Source organism: Arthrobacter sp. MDT1-49-2, from assembly GCF_059090185.1.
This window is the reverse complement of the sequence record NZ_JBNHFK010000001.1, coordinates 422,061-445,201: the sequence shown is the minus strand read 5'-3', so window position 1 is coordinate 445,201 and position 23,141 is coordinate 422,061. Positions and strand designations below refer to the sequence as shown.

24 protein-coding genes are annotated in these 23,141 nt (G+C 64.2%); 22 read left to right on the top strand and 2 right to left on the bottom strand.

The window, feature by feature from the left end; genetic code table 11:
- Positions 1–47 precede the first annotated feature (47 nt).
- Both AC5RTS_RS02035 and AC5RTS_RS02030 read left to right on the top strand, forming a co-directional pair.
- Positions 48–530 carry a GNAT family N-acetyltransferase gene (locus tag AC5RTS_RS02035; RefSeq protein WP_493990395.1) on the top strand — a complete coding sequence of 161 codons (483 nt, stop codon included), beginning with the start codon at positions 48–50 and terminating at the stop codon, positions 528–530.
- Between the two features lie 85 nt (positions 531–615).
- Complete coding sequence (locus AC5RTS_RS02030; protein WP_493990394.1) at positions 616–927, top strand: hypothetical protein; 312 nt, start codon at positions 616–618, stop codon at positions 925–927.
- Between the two features lie 19 nt (positions 928–946).
- On the opposite strand, the gene AC5RTS_RS02025 is transcribed toward AC5RTS_RS02030, so the two are convergent.
- On the bottom strand, positions 947–1,447 hold the full coding sequence (locus tag AC5RTS_RS02025) for a hypothetical protein (RefSeq protein WP_493990498.1): 501 nt from the start codon (positions 1,445–1,447) through the stop codon (positions 947–949).
- A 152-nt stretch (positions 1,448–1,599) separates the two neighbouring features.
- Between AC5RTS_RS02025 and AC5RTS_RS02020 the strand changes: the two genes are divergently transcribed.
- From AC5RTS_RS02020 to AC5RTS_RS01965, 12 genes are all read left to right on the top strand, one after another.
- Complete coding sequence (locus AC5RTS_RS02020; protein WP_493990393.1) at positions 1,600–2,640, top strand: NAD(P)-dependent alcohol dehydrogenase; 1,041 nt, start codon at positions 1,600–1,602, stop codon at positions 2,638–2,640.
- Between the two features lie 239 nt (positions 2,641–2,879).
- Positions 2,880–3,161 carry a pyrophosphorylase gene (locus tag AC5RTS_RS02015; RefSeq protein ID WP_227902099.1) on the top strand — a complete coding sequence of 94 codons (282 nt, stop codon included), beginning with the start codon at positions 2,880–2,882 and terminating at the stop codon, positions 3,159–3,161.
- 253 nt (positions 3,162–3,414) lie between these two features.
- Positions 3,415–9,027 carry a DUF6531 domain-containing protein gene (locus AC5RTS_RS02010; protein WP_493990392.1) on the top strand — a complete coding sequence of 1,871 codons (5,613 nt, stop codon included), beginning with the start codon at positions 3,415–3,417 and terminating at the stop codon, positions 9,025–9,027.
- Positions 9,024–9,329: a hypothetical protein gene (locus tag AC5RTS_RS02005; RefSeq protein ID WP_493990391.1), complete on the top strand. Its 306-nt coding sequence runs from the start codon at positions 9,024–9,026 to the stop codon at positions 9,327–9,329. The genes AC5RTS_RS02010 and AC5RTS_RS02005 overlap by 4 nt, the downstream gene beginning before the upstream one ends.
- Before the next feature lie 566 nt (positions 9,330–9,895).
- Complete coding sequence (locus tag AC5RTS_RS02000) at positions 9,896–10,291, top strand: hypothetical protein (protein ID WP_493990390.1); 396 nt, start codon at positions 9,896–9,898, stop codon at positions 10,289–10,291.
- 98 nt (positions 10,292–10,389) lie between these two features.
- Positions 10,390–10,731, top strand: coding sequence for a hypothetical protein (locus AC5RTS_RS01995; protein WP_493990389.1), 342 nt, complete (start codon positions 10,390–10,392; stop codon positions 10,729–10,731).
- A gap of 65 nt (positions 10,732–10,796) precedes the next feature.
- The gene (locus AC5RTS_RS01990; RefSeq protein WP_493990388.1) at positions 10,797–11,399 is read left to right on the top strand and encodes an RNA 2'-phosphotransferase; all 603 of its coding nucleotides are present in this window, start codon (positions 10,797–10,799) and stop codon (positions 11,397–11,399) included.
- An 833-nt stretch (positions 11,400–12,232) separates the two neighbouring features.
- The gene (locus AC5RTS_RS01985) at positions 12,233–12,769 is read left to right on the top strand and encodes an Imm26 family immunity protein (RefSeq protein WP_493990387.1); all 537 of its coding nucleotides are present in this window, start codon (positions 12,233–12,235) and stop codon (positions 12,767–12,769) included.
- On the top strand, positions 12,766–12,951 hold the full coding sequence (locus AC5RTS_RS01980) for a hypothetical protein (protein ID WP_493990386.1): 186 nt from the start codon (positions 12,766–12,768) through the stop codon (positions 12,949–12,951). Before AC5RTS_RS01985 ends, AC5RTS_RS01980 begins: the two co-directional genes overlap by 4 nt.
- Positions 12,948–13,466: an Imm26 family immunity protein gene (locus AC5RTS_RS01975; protein ID WP_493990385.1), complete on the top strand. Its 519-nt coding sequence runs from the start codon at positions 12,948–12,950 to the stop codon at positions 13,464–13,466. The genes AC5RTS_RS01980 and AC5RTS_RS01975 overlap by 4 nt, the downstream gene beginning before the upstream one ends.
- A 131-nt stretch (positions 13,467–13,597) precedes the next feature.
- Positions 13,598–13,780, top strand: coding sequence for a hypothetical protein (locus AC5RTS_RS01970; protein WP_493990384.1), 183 nt, complete (start codon positions 13,598–13,600; stop codon positions 13,778–13,780).
- Positions 13,781–14,046: 266 nt separating this feature from the next.
- Complete coding sequence (locus AC5RTS_RS01965) at positions 14,047–15,075, top strand: DUF808 domain-containing protein (RefSeq protein ID WP_493990383.1); 1,029 nt, start codon at positions 14,047–14,049, stop codon at positions 15,073–15,075.
- Between the two features lie 36 nt (positions 15,076–15,111).
- On the opposite strand, the gene AC5RTS_RS01960 is transcribed toward AC5RTS_RS01965, so the two are convergent.
- Entirely contained in the window at positions 15,112–15,759 is a 648-nt protein-coding gene (locus AC5RTS_RS01960) for a TIGR03085 family metal-binding protein (protein WP_493990382.1), read from the bottom strand.
- Positions 15,760–15,858: 99 nt separating this feature from the next.
- Here AC5RTS_RS01960 and hisI point away from each other — a divergent pair, with 99 nt between their 5' ends.
- The 8 genes from hisI to lgt all read left to right on the top strand — a co-directional run bounded on the left by hisI (position 15,859) and on the right by lgt (position 23,084).
- Complete coding sequence (gene hisI, locus AC5RTS_RS01955) at positions 15,859–16,239, top strand: phosphoribosyl-AMP cyclohydrolase (protein WP_493990381.1); 381 nt, start codon at positions 15,859–15,861, stop codon at positions 16,237–16,239.
- A gap of 65 nt (positions 16,240–16,304) precedes the next feature.
- The gene (locus AC5RTS_RS01950; protein WP_493990380.1) at positions 16,305–17,957 is read left to right on the top strand and encodes an anthranilate synthase component I; all 1,653 of its coding nucleotides are present in this window, start codon (positions 16,305–16,307) and stop codon (positions 17,955–17,957) included.
- A complete protein-coding gene (locus AC5RTS_RS01945) occupies positions 17,954–18,640 on the top strand; it encodes a Trp biosynthesis-associated membrane protein (RefSeq protein ID WP_493990379.1) in 687 nt (228 codons plus the stop codon). The genes AC5RTS_RS01950 and AC5RTS_RS01945 overlap by 4 nt, the downstream gene beginning before the upstream one ends.
- A gap of 83 nt (positions 18,641–18,723) precedes the next feature.
- On the top strand, positions 18,724–19,017 hold the full coding sequence (locus AC5RTS_RS01940; RefSeq protein ID WP_493990378.1) for an HGxxPAAW family protein: 294 nt from the start codon (positions 18,724–18,726) through the stop codon (positions 19,015–19,017).
- Entirely contained in the window at positions 19,018–19,854 is an 837-nt protein-coding gene (gene trpC / locus AC5RTS_RS01935; protein WP_493990377.1) for an indole-3-glycerol phosphate synthase TrpC, read from the top strand.
- Between the two features lie 61 nt (positions 19,855–19,915).
- Positions 19,916–21,259, top strand: a complete 1,344-nt coding sequence (trpB, locus tag AC5RTS_RS01930; RefSeq protein ID WP_493990376.1) for a tryptophan synthase subunit beta — start codon at positions 19,916–19,918, stop codon at positions 21,257–21,259.
- Positions 21,256–22,062, top strand: a complete 807-nt coding sequence (gene trpA, locus AC5RTS_RS01925) for a tryptophan synthase subunit alpha (RefSeq protein WP_493990375.1) — start codon at positions 21,256–21,258, stop codon at positions 22,060–22,062. Before trpB ends, trpA begins: the two co-directional genes overlap by 4 nt.
- On the top strand, positions 22,062–23,084 hold the full coding sequence (gene lgt, locus AC5RTS_RS01920; protein ID WP_493990374.1) for a prolipoprotein diacylglyceryl transferase: 1,023 nt from the start codon (positions 22,062–22,064) through the stop codon (positions 23,082–23,084). The genes trpA and lgt overlap by 1 nt, the downstream gene beginning before the upstream one ends.
- The last annotated feature ends 57 nt before the right edge of the window (positions 23,085–23,141 follow it).

Here is a 23,141-nt window from a genome sequence, read left to right as displayed (position 1 = left end):
CGCCCGGCTTCTGCTATAACGCGGAGAGGTGTGGCATGCTTCGCTCAATGACTATGCCAACACGCCTCCGGCGCGCCGAATTAAGCGACCTGCCCTTCATCCTGCGCCAGGAGCGCGAATACATGGAGACCATCGAGCCGCACGCGCTCCTGTGCTGGCTGACGGTTCTCGACCAGAACCTGGAACTCTGGATCGACTGCCTTCCGCACACGCTCGTCTGCCTTGACGCAGAGGGCCAGCCGCTTGGGTATGTGATGGGGACCCTCGACAGCGACAAAGCAACGCTGGTCTCGATCAGCGTCCTCGGCAGCCATCGCGAAGGAATGGGGCGGCTCCTCCTGGAGACGTTCGAGCAGGCGGTGCACGCAACCGGCGCCCGCGCTGTGGAACTCGGTGTCTACCGTAGCAATGATGCCCATCTGCTGTACCGGGCCGCGGGTTATGCGGCCACGGGTCAAGACGGTGAGTATGAGCTGTTCAGCAAGAGGCTTAGCGCTGCCGCAGGGGAAAACCGGGCATTGCTGGGCTGACCGCGTGGTGATTTCTGGACGCCCGGAACGTGCGAAGCGAGTGAACCGTCAGGACGCTGGGACGGCAGGGTTCATTCTTGCAGGTGTGCTTGTCTGTGCCCTGCCGGCATTGCTGTTCGGGATGAATCTGGGGCACTACCCGTCGCGGATGGTGTGCACCCCGGAAACCGGTTACGGTTCCGGCTGCGACGAGGGCGGAATGGGACTCTCGCTAATCATCTTCGCGTTCGTCGCCCTGCCCTGGGCCGTCTTCTCGGTGTATCTGACCACTCGGGTCCGGCAGGGGAGGACACGGATGCAAAGGTGGTGGCCGTTTACGGTGTTCGCCCTGCTGACCGGGTTCGCGGTCGCGTCCGGCGTGCTCAGCGCGCTGAACGACCCGTACGCCTACTTCTAGATCCTTTCGGGCTATGCCCCTAGCCCCGTGCCTGGACGAGGTTCGCAAAAGGGAGCCGGCCGTACTGCCGGATGAACTCCGCCTGATACTCCGCGAGGGCGGGGTTCAGATCTTCCGGCGGCAGTTCCTTCCAAGCCACAAGAAGGCTGTCCGCGTCCGCCAGCTGCCAGACCAGCCGGCCGTCCCAGTGGCCCGGCGGCTTACCCCTGCCGAAGTCCACAAATTCGGAGATCTGGCGGCGCAGGCCGCGGTTGCCCTTGCTGCCGGCCCCGGCCTTGCCGAGGAACAGGACGTCCGCGTCATCCACCCACTCGGCGGCGAGGTCCGCCTTGGAGAGGGAAGGATCCTTCTTCTTGAAAACCCCCGCAGTGCTTTTGGCCAGGAACCGCGGCTCGAACTCCGGGGGCCGAAGCACGGCAAAGATCCCCTGCCGCTGCGGAATCCGGTTGGTGTCGAGGTCCTGGAGGGGCCGGAAGCCGGTAAACCCGTGCTCTTTGAGTGATTTTCGATTCAACGGGATCGGGTTCCTTGCGGTGTGAAGTGTGGGCGCCACCAGCCGGGCGCCTTCAATGGTATCCGGGCCGGGCCGCGAACATATGGAAATAAACGGCGCCGGATCCGCCTTGTGCTCTAAGTGCCCTACGGCACTGATCCCCCAGAGTTTGGAGAAGTATGACCACCGCACGCGCTTACGCCGCCACTTCTGCCACGGATCCGCTGGTTCCCACCACCATTGAACGCCGCGAGGTCGGCCCGCATGACGTGCTGATCGACATTGCCTACGCAGGTATCTGTCACTCTGACATCCACACCGTCCGCGGCGAGTGGGGTCCCATTGCCTACCCGCAGGTCGTTGGGCACGAAATCGTCGGCACCGTCGCCGAGGTCGGATCCGAGGTCACCAAGCACCAGGTCGGCGACCGCGTCGGCGTGGGCTGCATGGTCAACTCCTGCCGCGAGTGTGAGAACTGCAAGGCCGGCATGGAGAACTACTGCCTGAACGGCAACGTGGGCACCTACGCCAGCAAGGACGTGGACGGCACCATCACCCAGGGCGGCTACGCCACCTCCGTCGTCGTCAATGACGACTTCGTGCTGCGCGTCCCGGAGAGCATTTCCTACGAAGCAGCCGCACCGCTGCTCTGCGCCGGCATCACCACCTACTCGCCGCTCGCCCACTGGAACGCGGGACCGGGCAAGCGCGTCGCCGTCGTCGGCATGGGCGGCCTGGGGCACATGGCCGTGAAGATCGCCGTCGCCATGGGCGCCGACGTGACCGTCCTGTCCCAGACGCTCAGCAAGCAGGAAGACGGACTGCGCTTCGGCGGGAAGGACTACTACGCCACCAGCGACGAGAGCACCTTCGAGAAGCTGTCCAACACGTTTGACCTGATCATCAACACGGTCAGCGCCCCGCTCGACCTCAACCAGTACCTGGCCCTGCTGAGGCTGGACGGCACCATGGTCAGTGTGGGTGCTCCGCCCGAGCCCATGCCGATTTCCGTGTTCACCCTGATGGGCAAGCGCCGCTCCTACGCTGCCTCGAATATCGGCGGCATCGCCGAGACCCAGGAAATGCTGGACTTCTGCGCCGCGCACGGCATCGCCCCCGAGGTGGAGCTGATTGACGCCAAGGACATCAATACCGCGTACGAGCGCGTGTTGAAGTCCGACGTGCGCTACCGCTTCGTCATTGACACGGCGACCATCTAAACCGGTCCCGTAGTCAGTTGAGGCGCCCCACCGGCCGGTGGGGCGCCTCAACTGTGTTTAGGGCTCTTTGCGGGTCAGGCACTCTTGTTTTTAGAAGCAAAAAACGGGTATCTGCTCCGGAATTTACAAGTAGTTTCGGGTAAGTCGTTGGCTTAATAGGCTGGTGTTGGTAAGTTCTCCCACGACCGGTCGCCGGCATTAAACGCTCGGCGGGTAAATGTCATTAGAGGGGGAATTCCATGTCACGCGTGTTGTCCACCGAGCAGGCGAAGTCTGCTATCAATCAGGTGCAGTCCATCATCAACGGCGGTTTCACCGACCAGATCTCGGCATTGGATGCGCAGGGCAAGATCCTGTCCGATCCGAACACTTGGGACGGCCCGCTGGCTGCCCAGTTCCGGGGATCCACGTGGCCGGAGACCAAGGCCGCCCTGGATAAGGCCCGCCAGGAGCTCGAAGAGCTGCGCACCCAGCTGCAGAAGATCTCGCAGGACATCTTCTCCGCAGGCGGCGGCGCCTAGTTTCCGTCACCTGCAGGTGATGGGAACGGTGGGTAGCCGCCGGTTCATGCGAGCCGGCGGTCACCCGCCGTTTTATCGCTCTGATAGTTTCCCGACGGCCCTGAACCCTGCCGGCACGGACCGGGAGTCCGTGCCGCTGGTATTCAGCGGCGATTCCATGCCTGCCCCGTGGGTATTCCGGGTCAGGCCCTGCCGGGGTTGATGAATTCTACTTTTGCTTTTTCTTCCGGTTCATTCAGTGGGGGCCCTGATTATGTCTGACACCAAGTTTGTTGAAGTGCCGTTGCTGCCGGAAGATTCCCGGGGACGGTTTGTCTATTCCGTGGCAGAGGAACTTAAATCGGCGTTTGAACAGGCGGCCTCACGGCTGGATGGCCAGGCAGGGCCGCGTGCCTCGTACGTTGCAACCGGCAAAGAGGACTTCGACGGAAACTTTGCAACCAAGTTCCAGGACAACGCGGTGGTGGCAGCCACTGACGCCCGGAACCTGGCTGCAGCGCTACGCGATGTGGCACGCTACGCCGGGACGATGATCGAGGCCGGGCACGAGGAAGATGACCGGCGCCGGGAGAACAACGAGTGGGTGTGGCGGCACAACAACCGCACCTGGCTGGAGGAAATCGGCGACTGGTTCGGCGGTGAGGAACCCAGACCCAACCAAGACCGCTACCCCGCCCCAACCTTCCCCGCGGCGACGGCAGCGTCCGGCCAGCGGGACACGCCACCGCCGGGCACCGGAGGATACGGGGGCGGCACATCTTCGGCACGGCCGTCGAACCTGCGCTCCTTCGCCGTCGGCTCCCGCGGCCTGGACGCGGATTTGTCCGCTACGCCGGGCACCCTGAGCCAGCACCTTTCCTCCTTCGCTGCGCAATGCAACTGGGGCAGAATCGACGCTCAGGGCGTCATCAACGCCTACAACGAGTATCTGGACGCCAACGAGAATGACGCCCGGTGGGCCACCGTCGTGGCTGATGCCTTCGCTGCAGCCGGAGGAGAAGGGAACGTCTCGACCGTCTCGGACGCCGCCCTGGAGGCTGCATTGACCGCCGCCGGCGTGGACGTCACCAGGGACAGCCTGCAGATCGATCCGCCCACGGCCTACGGCGCGGTCCCGACCACCGGGTACGCCAATGACCCGGTGAACACGGCCACCGGTAACTTCGTCGAACCCGAAACGGATTTAGGCTTCGCCGGCGCGGCCTCGAACCTGGTGCTGTCCCGGATGTACAACTCGCTGGCGCCGCAGGAGGTTTCCGGAGTATTTGGTCCGGGTTGGTCCTCGGTCCTAGACCAGGAGCTGGTGCTCTCGGATGAGGGCTGCCGGTGGATTATGGCCGACGGCCGGGCCGTGGATTTCCCCCGCGAAGGTGAGGGTTGGGGTCGAGCCGTGGGGGAGAACTACTGGCTGACCCGCGAGCCGGCTGCAGGCTTTGCAGAGCTCACCTCCCTGCCCGACGGCAGCACGGAACTCCTGGTGGTCCGGAACAATGAGGGCGCATGGTGGGCCTACACCCCGGCCGGGGTCTGGCTCGGTGCCGGGTCAGGGCCGGGCCGCACCGTGTCCGTGCACCGGGAGGAGACGGCCGACGACGCCGGCCGCCCGGGTGAGGTCACCCGGCTGTCCCACGTACGCGGCCGCTTCCTGAACGTCGACTACGTCAGCGGCCGTGCCGCCGTCGTGCGGGCCTCGGACGGGCGCCGGGCCGAGTACGGGTACGACGACGCCGGCCGCCTGGTCTCAGTGACGACGGAGACCGGCACACGGACGTACCGGTGGAACGACGCCGGGCTGATCGACGCCGTCTACTCCGCCGCCGGTGTGCTGGAAGCGGAAAACATCTACGACGAGCAGGGCCGCGTCACCCTGCAGGTCACCCAGCACGGCCGCCGCACCCGGTTCGCGTACCTGCCCGGCCGGGTCACCGCGGTTTCGGATGAAGACGGCACCCGCTCCAACTCCTGGATCGCCGATGCCAAGGGCCGGCTGGTCGGCGTCCTGGACTCGCACGACCAGCGCCAATCGATGGCGTACGACCGGCACGGCAATCTCGTGTCCCTCACAGAACGCGACGGCTCCGTCACCGTCCACGCCTACGACGACCGGGGACGGAAAATCCGCACGGTCACCCCTGAGGGCGCAGACCTGACCTACGGCTGGGACGAGCAGGACCGCATCACCACCCTGGTCACCGAATCCGGGTCCATCGTCACCTACGAATACGCGGACGATCTTTGCCGTGACCCCTCGGTGATTGTCGATCCGCTGGGCGGACGCACCGAACTGATCTGGGACCACGGGCTTATGACCCGGGTCACGGACCCCGCCGGGGTATCCGTTGAGTTCGACTATGACGACTTCGGTGACCTGGTGGCCACCCGCAACGCCCTCGGGGACACCGCGCGAATTGTGCGCGATGCCGCCGGCCGCCCTGTTGCCTCGATCACTCCCTCCGGCGCGCAGACCCGCTTCACCTATGACGCTGCGGGCATGCTGGTCCGGCGCGAAGACCCGGATAGTGCAGTCTGGGCTTTCGAGTACGACGCCGCCGGGCGGCTTATCGCGTCCGTTGCCCCGGACGGGGGGCGGACTGCACTGGAATACGCGGCCAACGGGGAACTGGTCCGCACCATTGATCCGCTGGGCCGCAGCATTGAGCGCGTGTTCGATGAACTGGGCAACGTCACCGCGGCGATCCTGCCCGACGGTGCCCGCTGGGGCTTCACCCATGACACGCTCTCCCGGCTGACAGGGATCACCGACCCGGCCGGGCACGACTGGATCCGGGAATACGACAAGGTCGGCAACCTCACCGCCGTCGTCGACCCCACCGGTGTCCGCTCCGATACCGTGACCGACCGCAGGGCCGGCACCGCCACCGTGGCTGATGCGTTCTCCTCCTCCACCTACAGTTTCGACGAATACGGCCGCCCGGTCAGGGCTGAAGCGGCGGATGGTTCCGCGGAGCTGACCACCTACGACGCCGCCGGCAACCCGGTGGAACTGCTCGACGGCGAGGGCGGACTCACCCGCCTGGAACGGGACATGGCCGGGAAGATCGCTTCTGTGACCTCCCCGTCCGGGGCGGTGACCCGGTACGAGTACGACGTCTGCGGTCGCCCGTGGAAGACCATCGACCCGCTGGGTGCGGTCACCGAACTGGTCTACGACGCCGATCAGCGCGTGATCGCCCGGATCCTTCCCACCGGGGAGACGGAGACGTTCGAGTACGACGCGTGCGGCCGGCTCATCCTGCGGGTCACCCCCGGTCGGGGTAATGCCCGGTACGGGTACGACAAGGCCGGACGGCTGAGCTTCTCCCAGGATTCCTGGTACGGGACCCGGCGTTTCCGCTACAACGTGGCCGGGGAACTGACCGAAACCGTCAACGGTGTGGGCGGACGCACCCTGTTCGAGTACGACGTCCGCGGCCGGCTTATTCGAATCACCGACCCGCTGGGCGGGGTGACCACACGGACCTATTCCGCAACGGACAAGGTGGAGTGGGTCAGTGATCCGCTGGGCCGGGTCACCACGGCCACCTATGATCCGGCGGGACGACAGCTCTCCCAGACCGACCCGGACGGAAACACCACCACCTGGACGTATGACGCTGCCGGACGGGAGCAGAGCACCTCCCGGAACGGGAAGCTGCTGGCGTCGGTGAACCGCGACCGGATGAACCGGCGGGTGGTGGTCACCGATTACACCGGGGATGACGGGCTGACGGTCGAGCACGAACTCGGCTTCAACCGGCGGGGCCAGGTGACTTCCCGTACCCGCGGATCCGAGGGCATGTCCTGGGAGTATGACGCGGACGGTAACCGTACGTCCTTCACCGACACTGCCGGTACCACCACCTACGCCCGGGACGCCTCCGGGCGGGTAAAGACCGTGTACAACCCCCGGCTGGGGGAAGCGCAGTTCACGCATGACGCTTCCCGCCGGCTGACCGCCGTCACGGCCGGGGACCTGGTGCAGGAATGGGTCTACCGGAACGGCTACCTGGCAGAGCACACCCGCAGGATGGGCTCCGCTTCGGACGCCTCCGCGGACATCACCCTGATCGGCCGCGACGAGGACGGCCGGATCACCGGCCTGACCCGTGCCGGTGCCGTGACCCGGTACGGCTACGACGGTGCGGGACAGCTCGTCGCCGCCGCGACCACGCCGTTGGGTGAGTCCGGTGCGGCTGCTACCGTGCGGTCCCAGGTTTCGGAGTGGGAGTACGACGTCGGCGGCAGGCTGGTCCGCGAGCACACCCCGGTTGGTTCTCGGCTGTATGCCTATGACGTTGCCGGTGAACTGACCTCCGTCACCGAGCCGGACGGGTCCCGGACCGAGTATGTCTACGACGGGTTGGGTCGCCGGTCACGGCTGATTCGCCCGGACGGGTCCTGGACCGAATACACCTGGGGCGAGACCGGGTACCTGCAGGCAACCGTGGACCGCACCCCGGACGGAGCCGAAACAGCCCGGCATACGTTGTGGGTGGATGCCCTCGGTGAACTTGCCTCGGTGGACGGGTGCGCGGTGTGGTGGGACAGCGCGAGCCCGATCCCGACGCTGGCCGGCGTCGGCGGCGAGCAGATATTGTCCCTGCCCGGTGGTGTGACAGGTGTCGGGGATGCGTGGCTCGCTCCGGGGTGGCGTGCTGCCCGGGCCACGGTTCAGGACGATCCGTGGGCGGTGCTGGGTGCTTCGGTCATTCCGGAACCGGGCGCCGTGTCCGGTAGTGCCGGGCCCGGCCTGGGTGCAATGCCCGGTACAGCTGGTGGTTTGTCGGCAGGCATCGGCCTGACCGGTGACGGCGGCCTGGATATTGCCGGCCTGGAATGGCTCGGCGCCCGGGCGTATGACCCGGCGGCCCGTGGTTTCCTTTCCACCGACCCGCTGTCCCCGGTCCTGGGCGCCGGGTGGGACGGCAACCCGTACTCCTATGCAGGCAACAACCCGCTGAACGCCAGTGACCCGACGGGTCTGCGTCCGTTGACCGATGAGGATTTGAAGGCGTACGACGCCTCGAGCCGCGGTGCCCTGGCTGCTGCGGGGGACTGGGTGAAGGGCAACTGGGAATACATCGTCGGCGGTGCTGCGATCATCGGCGGGGCGGCACTGATGTTCGTGCCCGGCGGGCAGGTCTTCGGCGCCGGTCTGATCAGCTTCGGTGCCGACGTCGTGATCCAGAAAGCCACTACCGGAGAGGTGAATTGGGTCCAAGCCGGGATCTCCGGCGGTTTGGCCATGACGGGCGCCGGCGTGGGCGTGATCGCGGGCAGGATGGTCAGCAATCCCGTGATCCGAATGGCGGTGGAGAACGGGGTCGAAGGGGCAATTACCGGGGCGGGGGACTACTACAACGGTCCGGGTCCGCATACCCTTCAGGGTGCTATGGCGGCTGCCGCACGGAATGGCGCCACGAGCGCCGTTCCGCTGCCGGGCATCGGCAACAAAGTAGATCCGACCTCGCCCACTCGGCTTGGAGCTCTGCGCCCCGAACTCGCCGAAACTTTCGCGGGAAGTCGCTACACGACGTCCGTATTAGATACTGAGACGGTTTTGTATCGAGCCGGCGTAAAGGATACGCCACTGGGACAGTTTTTCTCGGCTGACCCTCCGGTGGGAGTGTTGCAAACACGAATTGATAAGGCGCTCCCTCCAGTCTGGCAGTCGACCGGAAAACCCGCCCCGCTGGACACTGGATTCGCAGTGCAGTTTCCTGCAGGTACTGTGGTCCACAAGGGCGTGATAGCGAACCAGGGAGGTTTGTACATGGGTGGCACTGAACAGATAGTGATCGAAAAGCCATGGACTCTAGCCGACGGGGATCAGCCAGTAGTAATCGGCTCGTGGGATCTGAAATGACCATCCAAATGGAAGAAATCGCTGGGAAGCTAGCCGAACTCTATCGACGATACTCGTACGAAGATATGGCGAGACACTTCGAGTCCCTTGAGGCCTTGATTATCGAAGCCGATGGTAGTCCAGCGGTACAAAAAGAGATAGCAAGAAACGTGCTTGGCGATTACCGGGGAATGGGCAGCCTAAATGATCAGCTCATAATGGTAGACGGAAAAATCGATCATGAAGCTAGCTCACAGCTTGATCGGCTGCTGGGGGATCTACGGTCTGTGGCTATCGATATAGCTACCCGGCGCACCGGCTGAGGAGGAAAACTATAACGCGAGCGGCTGCTGCCCGGCCGGTGCCCGTTTCGGACTCGACGTCGTAATCCACTATAGCCTTCCGCAGACGGGGCGCCAGTGGACGACTAACCCTAAGGAGATCCTCATGGTGGATGAACTGCCGATGTACGTCAGGGCAACGAGGGTGACCCGACGGCATCTCTCCCTTGTATTTGGCAGGACATATTTTTCCTATGAAGTTCGCTTTGGAGACGGTCGGGTCCAAGATAACGTGAACCTGGACGACATGTTGCAAGGTGCCTGCTATCCAGCTGATTATCATGCGGTTAAGAATGGTGCGCAGAAGGTTGCCGGGGACGGAGTTCCAGGCCCCTGGGTGGACTATCCGTACGGTCGGCCTTCGTCGGGGTGACGTTCCTAGATGGTAACGCTGGATGATTTTATCGCTGGGCGGTCCTGGGAATTCAGTAACTCCAGAATTCGAGGCAGTTGGCCGCATTGAGAACATGATAGATAGACCGCACATTCCTGGAGAATCGTCCGTGTATCAAGGATCAAGACACGGGCGGAAGGGTAGTCTCCACGTTATGACTTACGATATTTTATCGTTTGAACCCGACAGTGTGGTTGATGCAGATTTTCCCGCATGGTGGTCTGAACAGTCGCGTTGGGCAGAGAATCATTCGTACGATGACGTAGCCGTAACAACTCCCTCGTTAGGCAGGTTTTACAGAGAGTTGATTCAAGCTTTCCCTCCGATGAACGGACCTGATTCGCCGAAGGAGATGGAACTCCACCAGGATCCCGACTTGGAAGATCGTCTTGCTGACTACTCGATTGGAACCACGGTGATCTACGGGGCGTTCGCGTGGAGTCAGGAGTTGGAGGCTCGGGAGCTTTTCACTTCGTTGGCTTCGAAGCATGGTGTTGCTGTTGCTTTGGTAAGCGACGGTGGAGAAATCCTTCGACCACGCGGACGTTGAGGGGGTATACCCCGGCGGAGACCCCGATGTTTGACGAGACGCGGAATTGTAATGTTCTTGCATGCGGGGGTCCCTGCAATGATGCCTAAGCTGATGCGATGACACAAACCCAATCGCTACCCGCTCTTTATGCCCGCATGATCGAGTGCGAGATTATCGATCTTCATCCTTGGTTTCTCCTGCAAGGAGAGATGCAGCTGCGGCGGGCTCAACATATTGAGCAGGTATTCCCGGGCTGGGGGATCATTCCCTTTGCCCGTCGGACTGATAACGATGATGTGGCGTGCTGGACCGGCAGCAAGGTTGTAGTGATCGATGACTGGGATGTCTGGCCCGACGAGAATGGCGCGCCTTGGCGCAAGGTGGAAAGGGAATACGCCTCCATGGAGGAATGGTTCCTAGCTGCCGCCCGCGACTTCATCGAGTTCGACCGGAGTTGACCCTAGCCCAGGAAAGGGCCAGCAAGGAGTGATTGGTTTGGACCCGGAACGCTTCGAGGGGCCCGATGACAGTGAAAAGCCCACTGAAAGGCAGCACACAAATGAGCAGTACCCCTAGCCGGTCCGAGATCAGTAGGGTGTTGTCCCATGCGCTTCGGCATGCCCCAAGTGAGTATGGACTGGTGCTGGATCCGGAGGGATGGGCGCCGGTTCCTCAGGTGCTTGGTGCCCTGCATGGGTTAGGTCCGGAGTGGGAAGCCGTTGATGAGGAGATGCTCCACGAGGTGTTGGAGGCGGCCGAGAAAAAGCGCCATCAGATAAGTGACGGCCGGATCCGGGCGGTTCATGGCCATTCCGTGCCGGTCCGACCAGCGGAGGAACCCGTTGAGCCGCCCGTAATGCTTTTCCACGGGACTGCGCGGGATACCGTCCCGGTCATTCGCGCTGCCGGGATCCTGCCCATGGGGCGCCGGTATGTTCACCTGGCGGAGACCGTGGAGCAGGCGAGGGACGTCGGGCAGCGTAAGGACAGCTCCCCGGTGATTCTTGCCATTGATACGGGTCTGGCGGTCCTGGGTGGTGTTTCCTTTTACCGGTCGGAGTCCGGAGTCTGGCTGTCCGGTCCCATCCCTGCGGCCGCGGTAACCGTACTGGACGTCAGCGACTGACACCTAGGAATAGCACGGCGGAAGGTATGGGAGTAAGAGGGGGTTACGAGTAAACCATGCAAAATAAGATGGGTCTGCTGACTGGAGATATGTCCCGCTTCGCCTTCATTCTGCGCGTGATGGGCCTATCGGATTTGGCGCTGGGGTATGGCGAAGTGGCCGGGAAGCTTCGGAATGATAACTCGCCGGAGGTTGTGTTAGGGGCACGGGCTTGGGTCGCGAGAAGTTTCGGAAACGGCAGCGGCAGTGTTAGCGATCGTTACGTTTACAAAGATGGAGTAATCGATGAGACGCTGAACGCCGAATACGAAGCCCTCCTTCGCAGACTGACTAACTTTGCGAATGGCGCCTAGGCCGTCCGGTGCGCCTTGCAGTCCTGCGTCGGGCTAGGTTCCTGGGGCGGACAAGCAGTGTCCTGGGCCCCCGACGACGTCGTATGTCACCGCTTCCAATGAGCGGCCCGATTCTTACAGCATTCGGAAGGCCATCAGCAGAGAGATTGACGGAGGTGTGTCTAGGGCGGTGCCTTAGAACACACCCCCCGCTCGTTCGCGGTGTATGCCTATGACGTTGGCGGTGAGCCGACCTCCGTCACCGAGCCCGACGGGTCCCGGACGGAGTGTGTCTACGACGGTTTGGGACGCCGGTCGCGGCTGATCGGTCCGGAGGGGGGAATTGGGACGAGCCGTCCCTGGTATCGAGTTGGACCGTCTGGAGGAGTATTGGATAAGAAAACTGGAGGGACCAACCGATTTGGGCAATCCGGAGGGTTCGCTTTCCAATCGACGCCACCAAATGAACAATAACGGGTACGAAGAATTCGGAGGAGCTCCGTGGGCAAGGGTCAAAGATTTCCGCCCCTAAAGAGCGGCGATACCTTTAAGGTTCCGTTGGGTGATGGCCGCGCTGCGATGGGTCAAGTTATAGCCACGCACTTGGCATCCATATATATTGTAATCTTTGATTTTGCGGTACCTGAGGAACAGCTCCTCTCGCGGGCACCAGAAGCGCTCCAGGCTGATCCAGTCTTTTCTGGCCTGACGTTTGATGGTCACTTCAAGCCAGGACAATGGGAAGTTCTAGGAAATTATCCCGCAGACAAGACTAGATTCCTCCCGGCGTATAAGCTTGGAACAAGCGAGTTTGCAGACTGCAGGGTTATAGATTTTGAGGGAACGCAGTGGCGTCCTGCCACTGCGTTGGAGGAAGAGATATTCCCATTTAGGAAGACTACGTCTTCGATCCGCTTTGAACGCGCTATTCGTGCGCATATGGGTTTGGAGCCTTGGAATCCGGCATTCGACCGAATACGGGTAAAAGACGTGGTTAAGAGTGCGGACATATTCGAAACCCGGCGGCTCCCTGGATGACCTGTCCGATCGCCCTGGTGTTGACCGGACGTCCGGCGGAGGCCGTGGAGTTCGTGATGCGGCATGTGGAAGACGTGGCGTCGAAGCCGGACCTGGCGTCAAAGTTCTACGCTCAATACGCAGTCCGGTTTATGGAAAAGTACGCGCAGATGCAGAGGCTGTCCTTGGAGGGTGAGCGGTGACGAAGCATGAATGGCCTCCTCTGGAAGACGGTGACGTGTTCAAGATTCCGCTCGGCGACGGCAGGGCAGCCGTCGGGCAGGTCGTATCTTCCTACCTGTCCGCGTATTACATCGTTATCTTCGATTGCGTGGTGCCGGAGGAAGAGGTGCCGCCGCTGGTCTCGGAGGTGCTAGGGTCTGGGCCCCTCTTTGCCGGGTTGTCGCGGGATGCTTTGTTCCGGCCAGGGCGATGGCAGGTGCTTCAGAACAGGCCCGTAGACGGTCGGAAATACCTGCCAGCATACAAAGCGGGGTGGCGTGTGCCGGGGGAGTACATGGTGGTGGACTTCTCGGGTTCAAGGAGGAGGCCCGCTACTGATCTGGAGAAGGAGATACTGCCCAACAGGACGACACTCTCTGCTGCAATCTTTGAAGATGCTATCCGGGCGCATGTCGGGTTGGAGCCATGGAGAGACTCCTTTGATGACGTCCGAGCTGGAAAGTATGTCAAAAGCGCGGACCTCTTTGGCGACTGATGTGCGCGATGGAAGAGGCGAAAGGATGAGAGGAGCCGAATGGGCAAGCGTCAAAGAGCAGCGTCCCTGAACGCCGGTGACATCTTCACGATTCGTTCGATGCACTGATTGGTCACGGGCATTGGAAGGTAGTGGGAAACCGGCCAGCGGACGGAAAGAAGTACCTGCCTGCCTACAAAACCGGCACTGCTGAGATGGGAAACTGCATGCTTGAAGACTTCAAAGGCGAAGTCTGGCGTCCCGCCACGGCCGTAGAGGCCGAGATCATCCCGTTCAGGGAGAACACGGCACCCATCCGCTTCGAAAAGGGATGAAGGCCCATCTGGGGTTGGAATTCTGGGATGACTCCTATGAACGCATCCGCATTGGAAAGGTTGTCACCAGCGCGGATATTTTCGGCTGCTGAGCCCAAGGAGGATTCGCCTGGACAGGGACCGTGGACGTACTTCCTTTGGCGATAGGTCCTGTTGAGCCGGGAACCCGCTGCCCGCCGGTTCTATAATTCCGGTATGCCAATTTTGCGCCTCGAGGGCGTTCTCCATGACCAACTGCCCGGATCACATCAGCACGGAGCCGGACTGTGAGCGGCGGGCTCGTCGCACTGCTGGATGACGTCGCCGCCCTGGCACGCATCGCGGCCGCATCCGTGGATGACATCGCAGCGGGAGCAGCGAAAGCCGGAGCCAAGGCCGCCGGCGTCGTTATTGATGATGCAGCGGTGACGCCGCAGTACGTCTCCGGTGCCGACCCGTCCCGCGAACTCCCGATGATCAAAAAAATCTTCTGGGGTTCGCTCCGGAACAAGCTGTTGTTCATCCTGCCGGCCCTGCTGCTGATCAGCGCCTTCATCCCGGGCGTGATCCCGTTCATCCTCATGCTCGGCGGCACGTACCTTTGCTATGAGGGCGCGGAAAAGGTCTGGCACAAGTTCTTCGGGCACCATGAGGACAAGGAAGCCCCGGCGGTAGAGCGGGGGCCCGACGCCGAGTCCAAGGTGGTCAAGGGAGCCATCACCACGGACTTCATCCTCTCCTGCGAGATCATGGTCATCTCCATGAACGAGGTGGGCGATGCGTCCATCTGGGTCCGTGCGGTCATCCTCGTGGTCGTCGCCATTGCGATCACCATCCTTGTGTACGGAGCTGTGGGGCTGATCGTCAAAATGGACGACATCGGCCTGCACCTCGCGAAGAAGGACTCGGCCGGCTCGCAGCGCCTCGGCGGCCTGCTGGTGAAGGGAATGCCTGCCGTCCTGGCGGCCATCACCTTCGTGGGAACCATCGCGATGCTGTGGGTGGGCGGGCACATCATGCTGGTAGGGGCGTCCGACCTCGGCTGGCACGCGCCCTATGACCTGGTCCACACCCTGGAGCATCCGTTCGCCGGCATTGCAGTGGTGGGCGGCTTCCTGGCCTGGCTGGTGAACACGCTGTGCTCGGCCGTCGTCGGACTGGCCTGGGGCCTGGTGGTCATGGCCGTTCTGCACCCGCTGAAAAAGGTGCTGCCGTTCGGCAAGAAGGACGCGCACACCAGCGGTGACACGAGGGCGGCAGCCGCCGGACACACACCGGACAAACCGGACAAACCGGACACCGGTCCCGCGGCCTAAGCGCCGGAGCCAACGGGGACGTGCGGGGGTCGGAACCTAGATTCCGATCTCCGCACTCTCCAGCAGCGCAACCGCGTCCGGCTGGCCCTCGAACATCACCAGGGCATGGCGGGTGCGGCCGTGGGCGTGCATCAGCAGCTCTCCGGGCTCGCCGACAATCGCCACGGACACGGGGGCCCGTTTGGCCACATGCCGTGGCCCGTCCGGACGGACCAGCACGATTCCCAAATCCACGCCGCGGTAGAGGATGGCGGCACGCTTGATCAGTTCAGCCCAAAGGGCATCCGAATAGTCGCTGTCCAACGCCCGCGGCGCCCACCTGTCGGTGCCGGCACGGCGGATGTCCTCGGTGTGGACAAAGTACTCGCTGAGGTTGGCGCTGTTGTCCACAGACTTGATCTTCATGGGGGAGAGCAGCGGCGGTCCGGACCGGAACTGGCGGACCAGCTTGGCATAGCTCTCCGTTGTGGAGGCTTTCTGCGCAACTTCTTCAAGGGCACGGTCAGCCCGCCCGGCCAGCGGCTTGACGAACAGGCCCATGGCGGAACTGATTTTGTGCTCGCGCAGGTAGAGGTGTGCGGCCAGCTGGCGGGTCTGCCATCCGTTGCAGAGCGTGGGCGCATCAGGACCCGCCGCGAGCAAGGTCTCGGCAAGGACTTCACGGGACGGTTCTACGTAATGCATCACTGCTGAAACTAGCATGGAACGCCGGAAATTGGCGGCGTAGCGGCACATTACCCCGGGTTGGGCAGGCAGATAGCAGCGGGCAGTAGAATCAGTACGATGTCCTCCACACCTTCTCCCCAGACTCCGCAGCTTGCCCCCGAGATCCGCGCCGCCCTGAAGCGCGACGACGCCGGGCTGGTGGCCGCCATTGTTCAGCAGTACGACACCAACGAGGTGCTGATGCTGGGCTGGATGGACGAGGAAGCCCTGCACCGCACGCTGACCAGCGGCCGGGTGACCTTTTGGTCCCGCTCCCGGCAGGAATACTGGCGCAAGGGAGACACCTCCGGACATGTGCAGTGGGTGAAGTCCGTGGCGCTGGACTGCGACGGCGACGCCCTGCTGGTCCGCGTGGACCAGATAGGCGCTGCGTGCCACACCGGCACCCGGACCTGCTTTGACGGCCGCGAACTGGACGCCGCCGTCGGCACCCGCTGACCGGACCGCCCGCAACGCCGCACCATCACCCGCCGTACCCGAACCCGATAGGGAAGCAGAACACCATGCGCGATCTTGGAGCCATCCGCCCCGGCCTGGAGGAATTCCGGTCCCTGGCCGCCGACCGCCGGGTCATCCCGGTCCGCCTGACGGTCCTGGCGGACGCACACACCCCCATCGGGATCTACCGCAAGCTCACCAACGGCGAGCCGGGAACCTTCCTGATGGAATCCGCCGCGTCCGGCGGCGTCTGGTCCCGGTATTCCTTCATCGGCGCCCGCTCCCGGGCCACTCTCACCACCCTGGACGGAAAGGCGCACTGGCTCGGCCAGCCGCCGGCCGGTGTTCCGGTGGACGGCAGTCCGGTGGAAGCCCTGGCCCGGACCGTGGAGCTGCTGGCTACCGAACGCTTCGAGGAGGTGCCCCCGTTCACCTCCGGCATGGTGGGGTTTGTCGGCTGGGAAACCGTCCGGCACTGGGAAAAGCTGCCCAACCCGCCCGCCGATGACCTGGACCTGCCGGAAATCGCCATGAACCTGGTCTCGGACATGGCCATCCATGACAACAGCGACGGCACGGTGACGCTGGTTGCCAATGCCATCAACTTCGACGGTTCGGACGAGCGGGTGGATGAGGCCTGGCACGACGCCGTCGCCCGGCTGCGTGCCATGCTCGACCGCCTCGCGTCCCCCACGCCGCAGGCCGTGTCGGTGCTTCCCGCAGGCGGAGTCGACACCGCCGACCTGACCTCCGACGTCAAGGAAAGCTGGCCGAAACCCGACTACACCCGCGCCGTGCAGCGCGGCAAACAGGCCATCGTGGACGGGGAAGTGTTCCAGGTGGTCATTTCGCGCCGCTTCGAAGCAGAATGCCGGGCCGCGGCGTTGGACGTCTACCGGGTACTGCGCACCACCAACCCCAGCCCCTACATGTACCTCTTCAATTTCGAAGACGCCCACGGCAACCCGTTCAACGTGGTGGGATCCTCGCCGGAAGCGCTGGTCACGGTGACCGGCCGCGATGTCATCACCCACCCGATTGCCGGTTCCCGTCCCCGCGGCCGGACCGCCGAACTGGACCGGGCACTGGCCGAGGAGCTGCTGGAAGATGAGAAGGAACGCGCCGAGCACCTGATGCTGGTGGATCTGGCCCGCAACGACCTCTCCAAGGTCTGCCGCCCCGGCAGCATCGACGTCACCCAGTTCATGGAAGTGGAGCGCTTCAGCCACATCATGCACCTGGTCTCCACCGTCGTCGGGCGCCTGGCCGACACTTCCACGGCCTACGACGTCCTCGCCGCAACGTTCCCCGCCGGCACCCTCTCCGGCGCGCCGAAGCCGCGGGCCCTGCGCCTGCTCGACGAGGTTGAGCCGCACCGCCGCGGCATCTACGGCGGCGTGGTCGGATACCTGGACTTCGCCGGGGACATGGACATGGCCATCGCCATCCGCTCGGCGCTGCTGCGCGACGGCAAGGCCTATGTGCAGGCCGGCGGCGGAATTGTCAACGACTCCGATCTGGAAGCCGAAGCACAGGAAACCGTGAACAAGGCGGCCGCACCCCTCCGGGCGGCGCTCATCGCCGGATCGCTGGAAACCGTCGCCGCACCCGGCGACACCGAACCGGGTACACCGGCGGACCGCATCTCCGTACCTTCCGCATCCGCCACCCGCGGATCCGTACCGCAAGAATCCTTACCCCAGGAAGCAGACAAGTGAGCACCCCTCCCGCCGCATCATCCCGCTCCACTCCGCCGGCACCCCGCTGGCGGCGGAAGGCAAACGTTGTGATGGGGACCGTCCTGCTGGCGGCCCTCGCCTTCGGCACCACCACCCGGACCTGGCTGAATGTCACTTTGCCGGCCACCGGCGTCGTGACCCCGGATGTGGCTGTTCCCGGCAGCGACGCCGCCACTGCGGTCACTGCCTTCGCCGTGGTGGCCGTGGCCGCCGCCCTGGCGGCAGCCATCGCGGGACGGATTGCCCGCTGGGTCATCGGCGTCATCCTTGTGATCTCCGGTATTGGTGTTGCGGTAGCCAGCTACCGGATCATCAGCGACCCGCTTCAGGGCGCGGCCGGGGCCATCGGCAAGGCCATCGGCGTCAGCTCCGCGGAAGGCACCGCGGTGGAGCTGACCGCCATGCCGTATGCGGCACTGGTGATCGGCATCCTCATTGCACTCGCCGGTGTCTGGCTCTCCCTCGCGGGACGGCACTGGACCACCTCGCGCCGCTACGCGGCCCCTGCGGCGGGCGCCGCAGGGGACAGCGACGGGGGAACCGGCGCGAGCACCCCGGGCGACGGCACGGCCGGCACCCCCGAGGACCGGGACGCTGAACCCGTGGACGAGATCGATGGCTGGGACCAGCTCTCCCGCGGCGAAGACCCGACCGACAAATAGACCCGCACCAAAGCTACATATAAGAGGGTTTCCGTCCAGCTAATGGCAGAATGGAACCCAGATTCGTTAAGAGGAGATTCACCATGAGCACAAACACCACTGACCAGCACCTCGAAGCCGGCCGGGAAAACGAGGGCGAAGCCCACGCAAGCATCCACGACGAGACCATCGGGCACGGCAACACGCCCGCCGCATGGACCTGCGTCCTCATCATGATCATCGGTGCCGCTGTTTCATCCGTCGCCTACATCATGGCCAGCTACGTCGGCTTCTTCGCCGGCATCGCCGTGATGCTCATCGGCTTGGTCGTGGGCTTCATCATGCGTAAGGCAGGCTACGGCGTCAACGGATCGAAGCTGAAGAACAGCAGCCACTAGGTGAGCGTTCTCGACGACATCATTGCCGGCGTCCGGGAGGATCTCTCCCGGCGCCGGCAGGGCGTATCGCTGGAGCAGGTGCGCGACGCCGCCGCTCTGGCTCCGGCGCCGCTTGATGCCTTCGCGGCGCTGGGCGGAAACGCCGAGCCGCGCACCGAGCTGCGGGTCATCGCCGAGGTCAAGCGCAGCAGCCCCTCCAAGGGCGCCCTGGCCGACATCGCCGACCCGGCTGCCCTCGCCGCCAGCTACGAGCGCGGGGGAGCGGCGGTTATCAGCGTCCTCACCGAGGAGCGCCGGTTCGGCGGCTCACTGGCGGATCTGGACGCCGTCCGCGCCGCGGTCGGAATTCCGGTGCTGCGCAAGGACTTCACCGTTGACGAGTACCAGATTTGGGAAGCCCGGGCACACGGCGCGGACCTGATCCTACTGATCGTTGCGGCGCTGGATGACGCACAGCTGCGCAGTTTCCTCGACCTCACCCACGAGCTGGGCATGAACGCCCTCGTGGAGACGCACACCCCCGAGGAAGTCGAGCGGGCCGTGGCCTTGGGCGCCCGGCTCATCGGCATCAACGTACGCAACCTCAAGACGCTCGACGTCGACCGTTCGGTTTTCGCCTCGCTCGCCGGCAGCATTCCGGCCGGGCCGGTAGTGATAGCCGAGTCCGGTGTCCGTGACGCCGCCGACGTCGAACACTATGCCTCCCACGGGGCGAACGCGGTGCTGGTGGGTGAAGCGCTGGTGAAGCACGCCTCCCCGGCACAGACCATCGGTGAATTCACCGCAGCGGGGGCCGCCGCCATTGCCGCGCGCGGCGCCGTGGAAGCCAACCCATAGCTCCAAACTCCCTGTCCGGGCAAAGATAGCCCGGGCTCAAGCAGGACAGGACACACACCCCATGATCGGGAAGTCGGAACAGGCACACGCAGCAGGCGCTGCAGCGGAAACCGGATCAGGCAGCGTCACCGACGCTTTCCTTAGCGGGGGAACCTCCCTGCGCCATGCTTCCGGTCCGTATTTCGGTGAGTACGGCGGCCGATGGATGCCTGAATCCCTGATCGCGGCCCTCGATGAGCTGGAAGAGACCTTCGAGAAGGCGAAGGCCGACCCGGAGTTCACTGCCCAGGTGGCAGATCTGAACAAGAACTACTCCGGCCGTCCGTCCCTGCTCACTGAAGCCAAACGCTTTTCCGAACATGCCGGCGGGGTGCGGATCTTCCTCAAGCGGGAGGACCTGAACCACACCGGCTCGCACAAGATCAACAATGTCCTTGGCCAGGCACTGCTGGCCAAGCGGATGGGTAAAACCCGGGTGATCGCCGAAACAGGTGCCGGCCAGCACGGTGTCGCCAGCGCCACTGCTGCGGCACTGCTGGGCCTGGAGTGCGTGGTCTACATGGGTGCGGAGGACTGCCGCCGCCAGGCCCTGAATGTAGCCCGGATGGAACTGCTCGGCGCGAAGGTCATTCCGGTGACCAACGGCTCCGAAACCCTCAAGGACGCCATCAACGAGGCCCTGCGGGACTGGGTGGCCAACGTGGACAACACCCACTACCTGCTCGGCACCGCCGCCGGCGCGCACCCGTTCCCGGCAATGGTCCGCTACTTCCACGAAGTCATCGGCGAGGAAGCCCGCGCCCAGATGCTGGAGCAGACCGGCCGGCTGCCGGACGCCGTCTGCGCCTGCATCGGCGGCGGCTCCAACGCCATTGGCATCTTCCACGGTTTCCTGGATGATCCGTCAGTGAGGATCTACGGCTTTGAAGCCGGCGGCGACGGTGTTGAAACCGGCCGCCATGCCGCCACCATCACCCTGGGCCGCCCGGGCGTGCTGCACGGCGCACGGTCCTACCTGATGCAGGACGAGGACGGTCAGACCGTTGAATCGCATTCCATCTCCGCGGGGCTGGACTACCCCGGAGTGGGGCCGGAGCATTCCTACCTCTCCGACATCGGCCGGGTCAGCTATGAACCCATCACCGATGCCGAGGCCATGGACGCCTTCCAGTTGCTGTGCCGCACCGAGGGCATCATTCCCGCCATCGAATCCGCGCACGCCCTGGCCGGTGCCATCAAGGTGGGCCGACGGCTCGCCGAGGAAGGCGACGCCTCCGAAAAGATTGTGCTGGTAAACCTTTCCGGCCGCGGGGACAAGGACGTCGCGACCGCCGCTGAATGGTTCAACCTGCTGGATGACCAGTCAGCCGAAGCCGAGATCGGCAAAGAAGGGGAACAGCTGTGAGCACCGAAGTCCAGCAGAGCAAGGCCGCAGCCGCCATTGACCGGGCAGCCGCCGAAGGCCGCGCCGCGCTGATCGGCTACCTGCCCGCCGGATATCCCAGCGTCGAGGAAACCATCGCCGCCGGTATTGCCCTGGCCGAAAACGGTGCCGACCTGATTGAAATCGGCATTCCGTATTCGGACCCCGTCATGGACGGCCACGTCATCCAGGCCGCCACCACCCAGGCCCTGGCCGACGGTTTCCGCGTGGCGCAGGTATTCGACGTCGTCGCCGGCATCACCGCGGCCACCGACGCCGCCGTGCTGGTGATGACGTACTGGAACCCCGTGGTCCGGATGGGCGTGGATGAATTCTCCCGCCGCATGGCCGAGGCCGGGGGAGCCGGGCTCATCACTCCGGACCTGGTGCCGGATGAAGCCTCTGAATGGTTCGACGCTTCGGACAAGTACGGTCTGGACCGGGTCTTCCTGGTGGCACCGTCCTCCACCGAAGCCCGCATGAAGAGCACCGTCGCCGCGAGCCGCGGCTTTGTCTACGCCGTCTCCATCATGGGGGTCACCGGAGCCCGGGACACCGTCAGCGACGCGGCCCGGGATGTGGTCAGCGCCGCCCGGGCCGCCGGTGCGGAGCGCGTGTGCGTGGGCCTGGGTGTCTCGCGTGCCGAGCACGTCCGCGAAATCGGCGCATACGCCGACGGTGTCATTGTGGGCACCGCCCTGGTGGCTGCCCTGCGCGACGGCGGCGCTTCCGCCGTCGCCGAGCTGACCCGTGAACTGCACTCCGGAACTCCGAAGGCCCCCTGATGAACCTCATGCCGGTGCCCGCGAGCATCCCCAGCCCCTCCTCCGACTTCAGCAGCTTCTCGCTGGGGCCGCTGACCATCCACGCCTACGCCCTGTGCATCCTGGCCGGGATCATGGTGGGTCTCTGGCTGACCGCGCGGCGCTGGAAGGCCCGCGGCCTGAACACCGACGCTGTCTGGGACATCGCCATCTGGGCCATTCCCTTCGGCATCATCGGCGGGCGGCTCTACCATGTCATTTCCTCGCCGGACGCCTACTTCGGTGCGGACGGGGACCTGGCCCTCATTCCGCAGATCTGGCGCGGCGGGCTGGGCATCTGGGGTGCCGTGGCGCTGGGCGCAGTGGGTGCCTGGATCGGTTGCCGGCGGGCGGGCATCAGGCTTTCCACCTTCGCCGATGCCGCTGCACCGGGCCTGCTCCTGGCCCAGGCCGTGGGCCGGTGGGGAAACTGGTTCAACCAGGAACTCTTCGGCGCGGAAACAGACCTGCCCTGGGGCCTGGAGATCGACGCGGACAACCCCAATTTTCCTGCCGACGCCGCACCCGGCACCCTGTTCCACCCGACCTTCCTTTATGAGTCGCTGTGGAACCTGGCCGGCGTGGCACTGCTGCTGCTCCTGGACCGCCGGTTCCGGCTGCGCGGCGGACGGCTGGTCTGGCTCTACGTGGCCTTCTACACCGCCGGTCGGCTGTGGATTGAGCTGCTGCGCATTGATGACGCCGAAATGATTACGCTTTTCGGCGTCACACAACGGCTTAATGTCTGGACCAGTGCAGCGCTGCTGATTGCCTCCCTGGCGGTGTTTATTTACCTGACAATCAAGGCACGCAAGGGCGGCGAGGGGTCCCTGTACCTTCCCGGCCGTGAACCCGCCGCCGAGGCGCCGGATAACAAGAACGAAACAGAAGCCGGGAAATCGGAAACGGCGTCATCCGGGCGCTCCGTGCGTGCTAATCTCGCAGAGACAAAAACCGAGGAGTCCCATCCTCACCGGTCCAAGGACAACGGACCTCCCGCCTAAGAACTCCGGGTTACCTCCCGGTGCTGCAGGCGGTAGCCACACCGAAGTGGCGCCAGC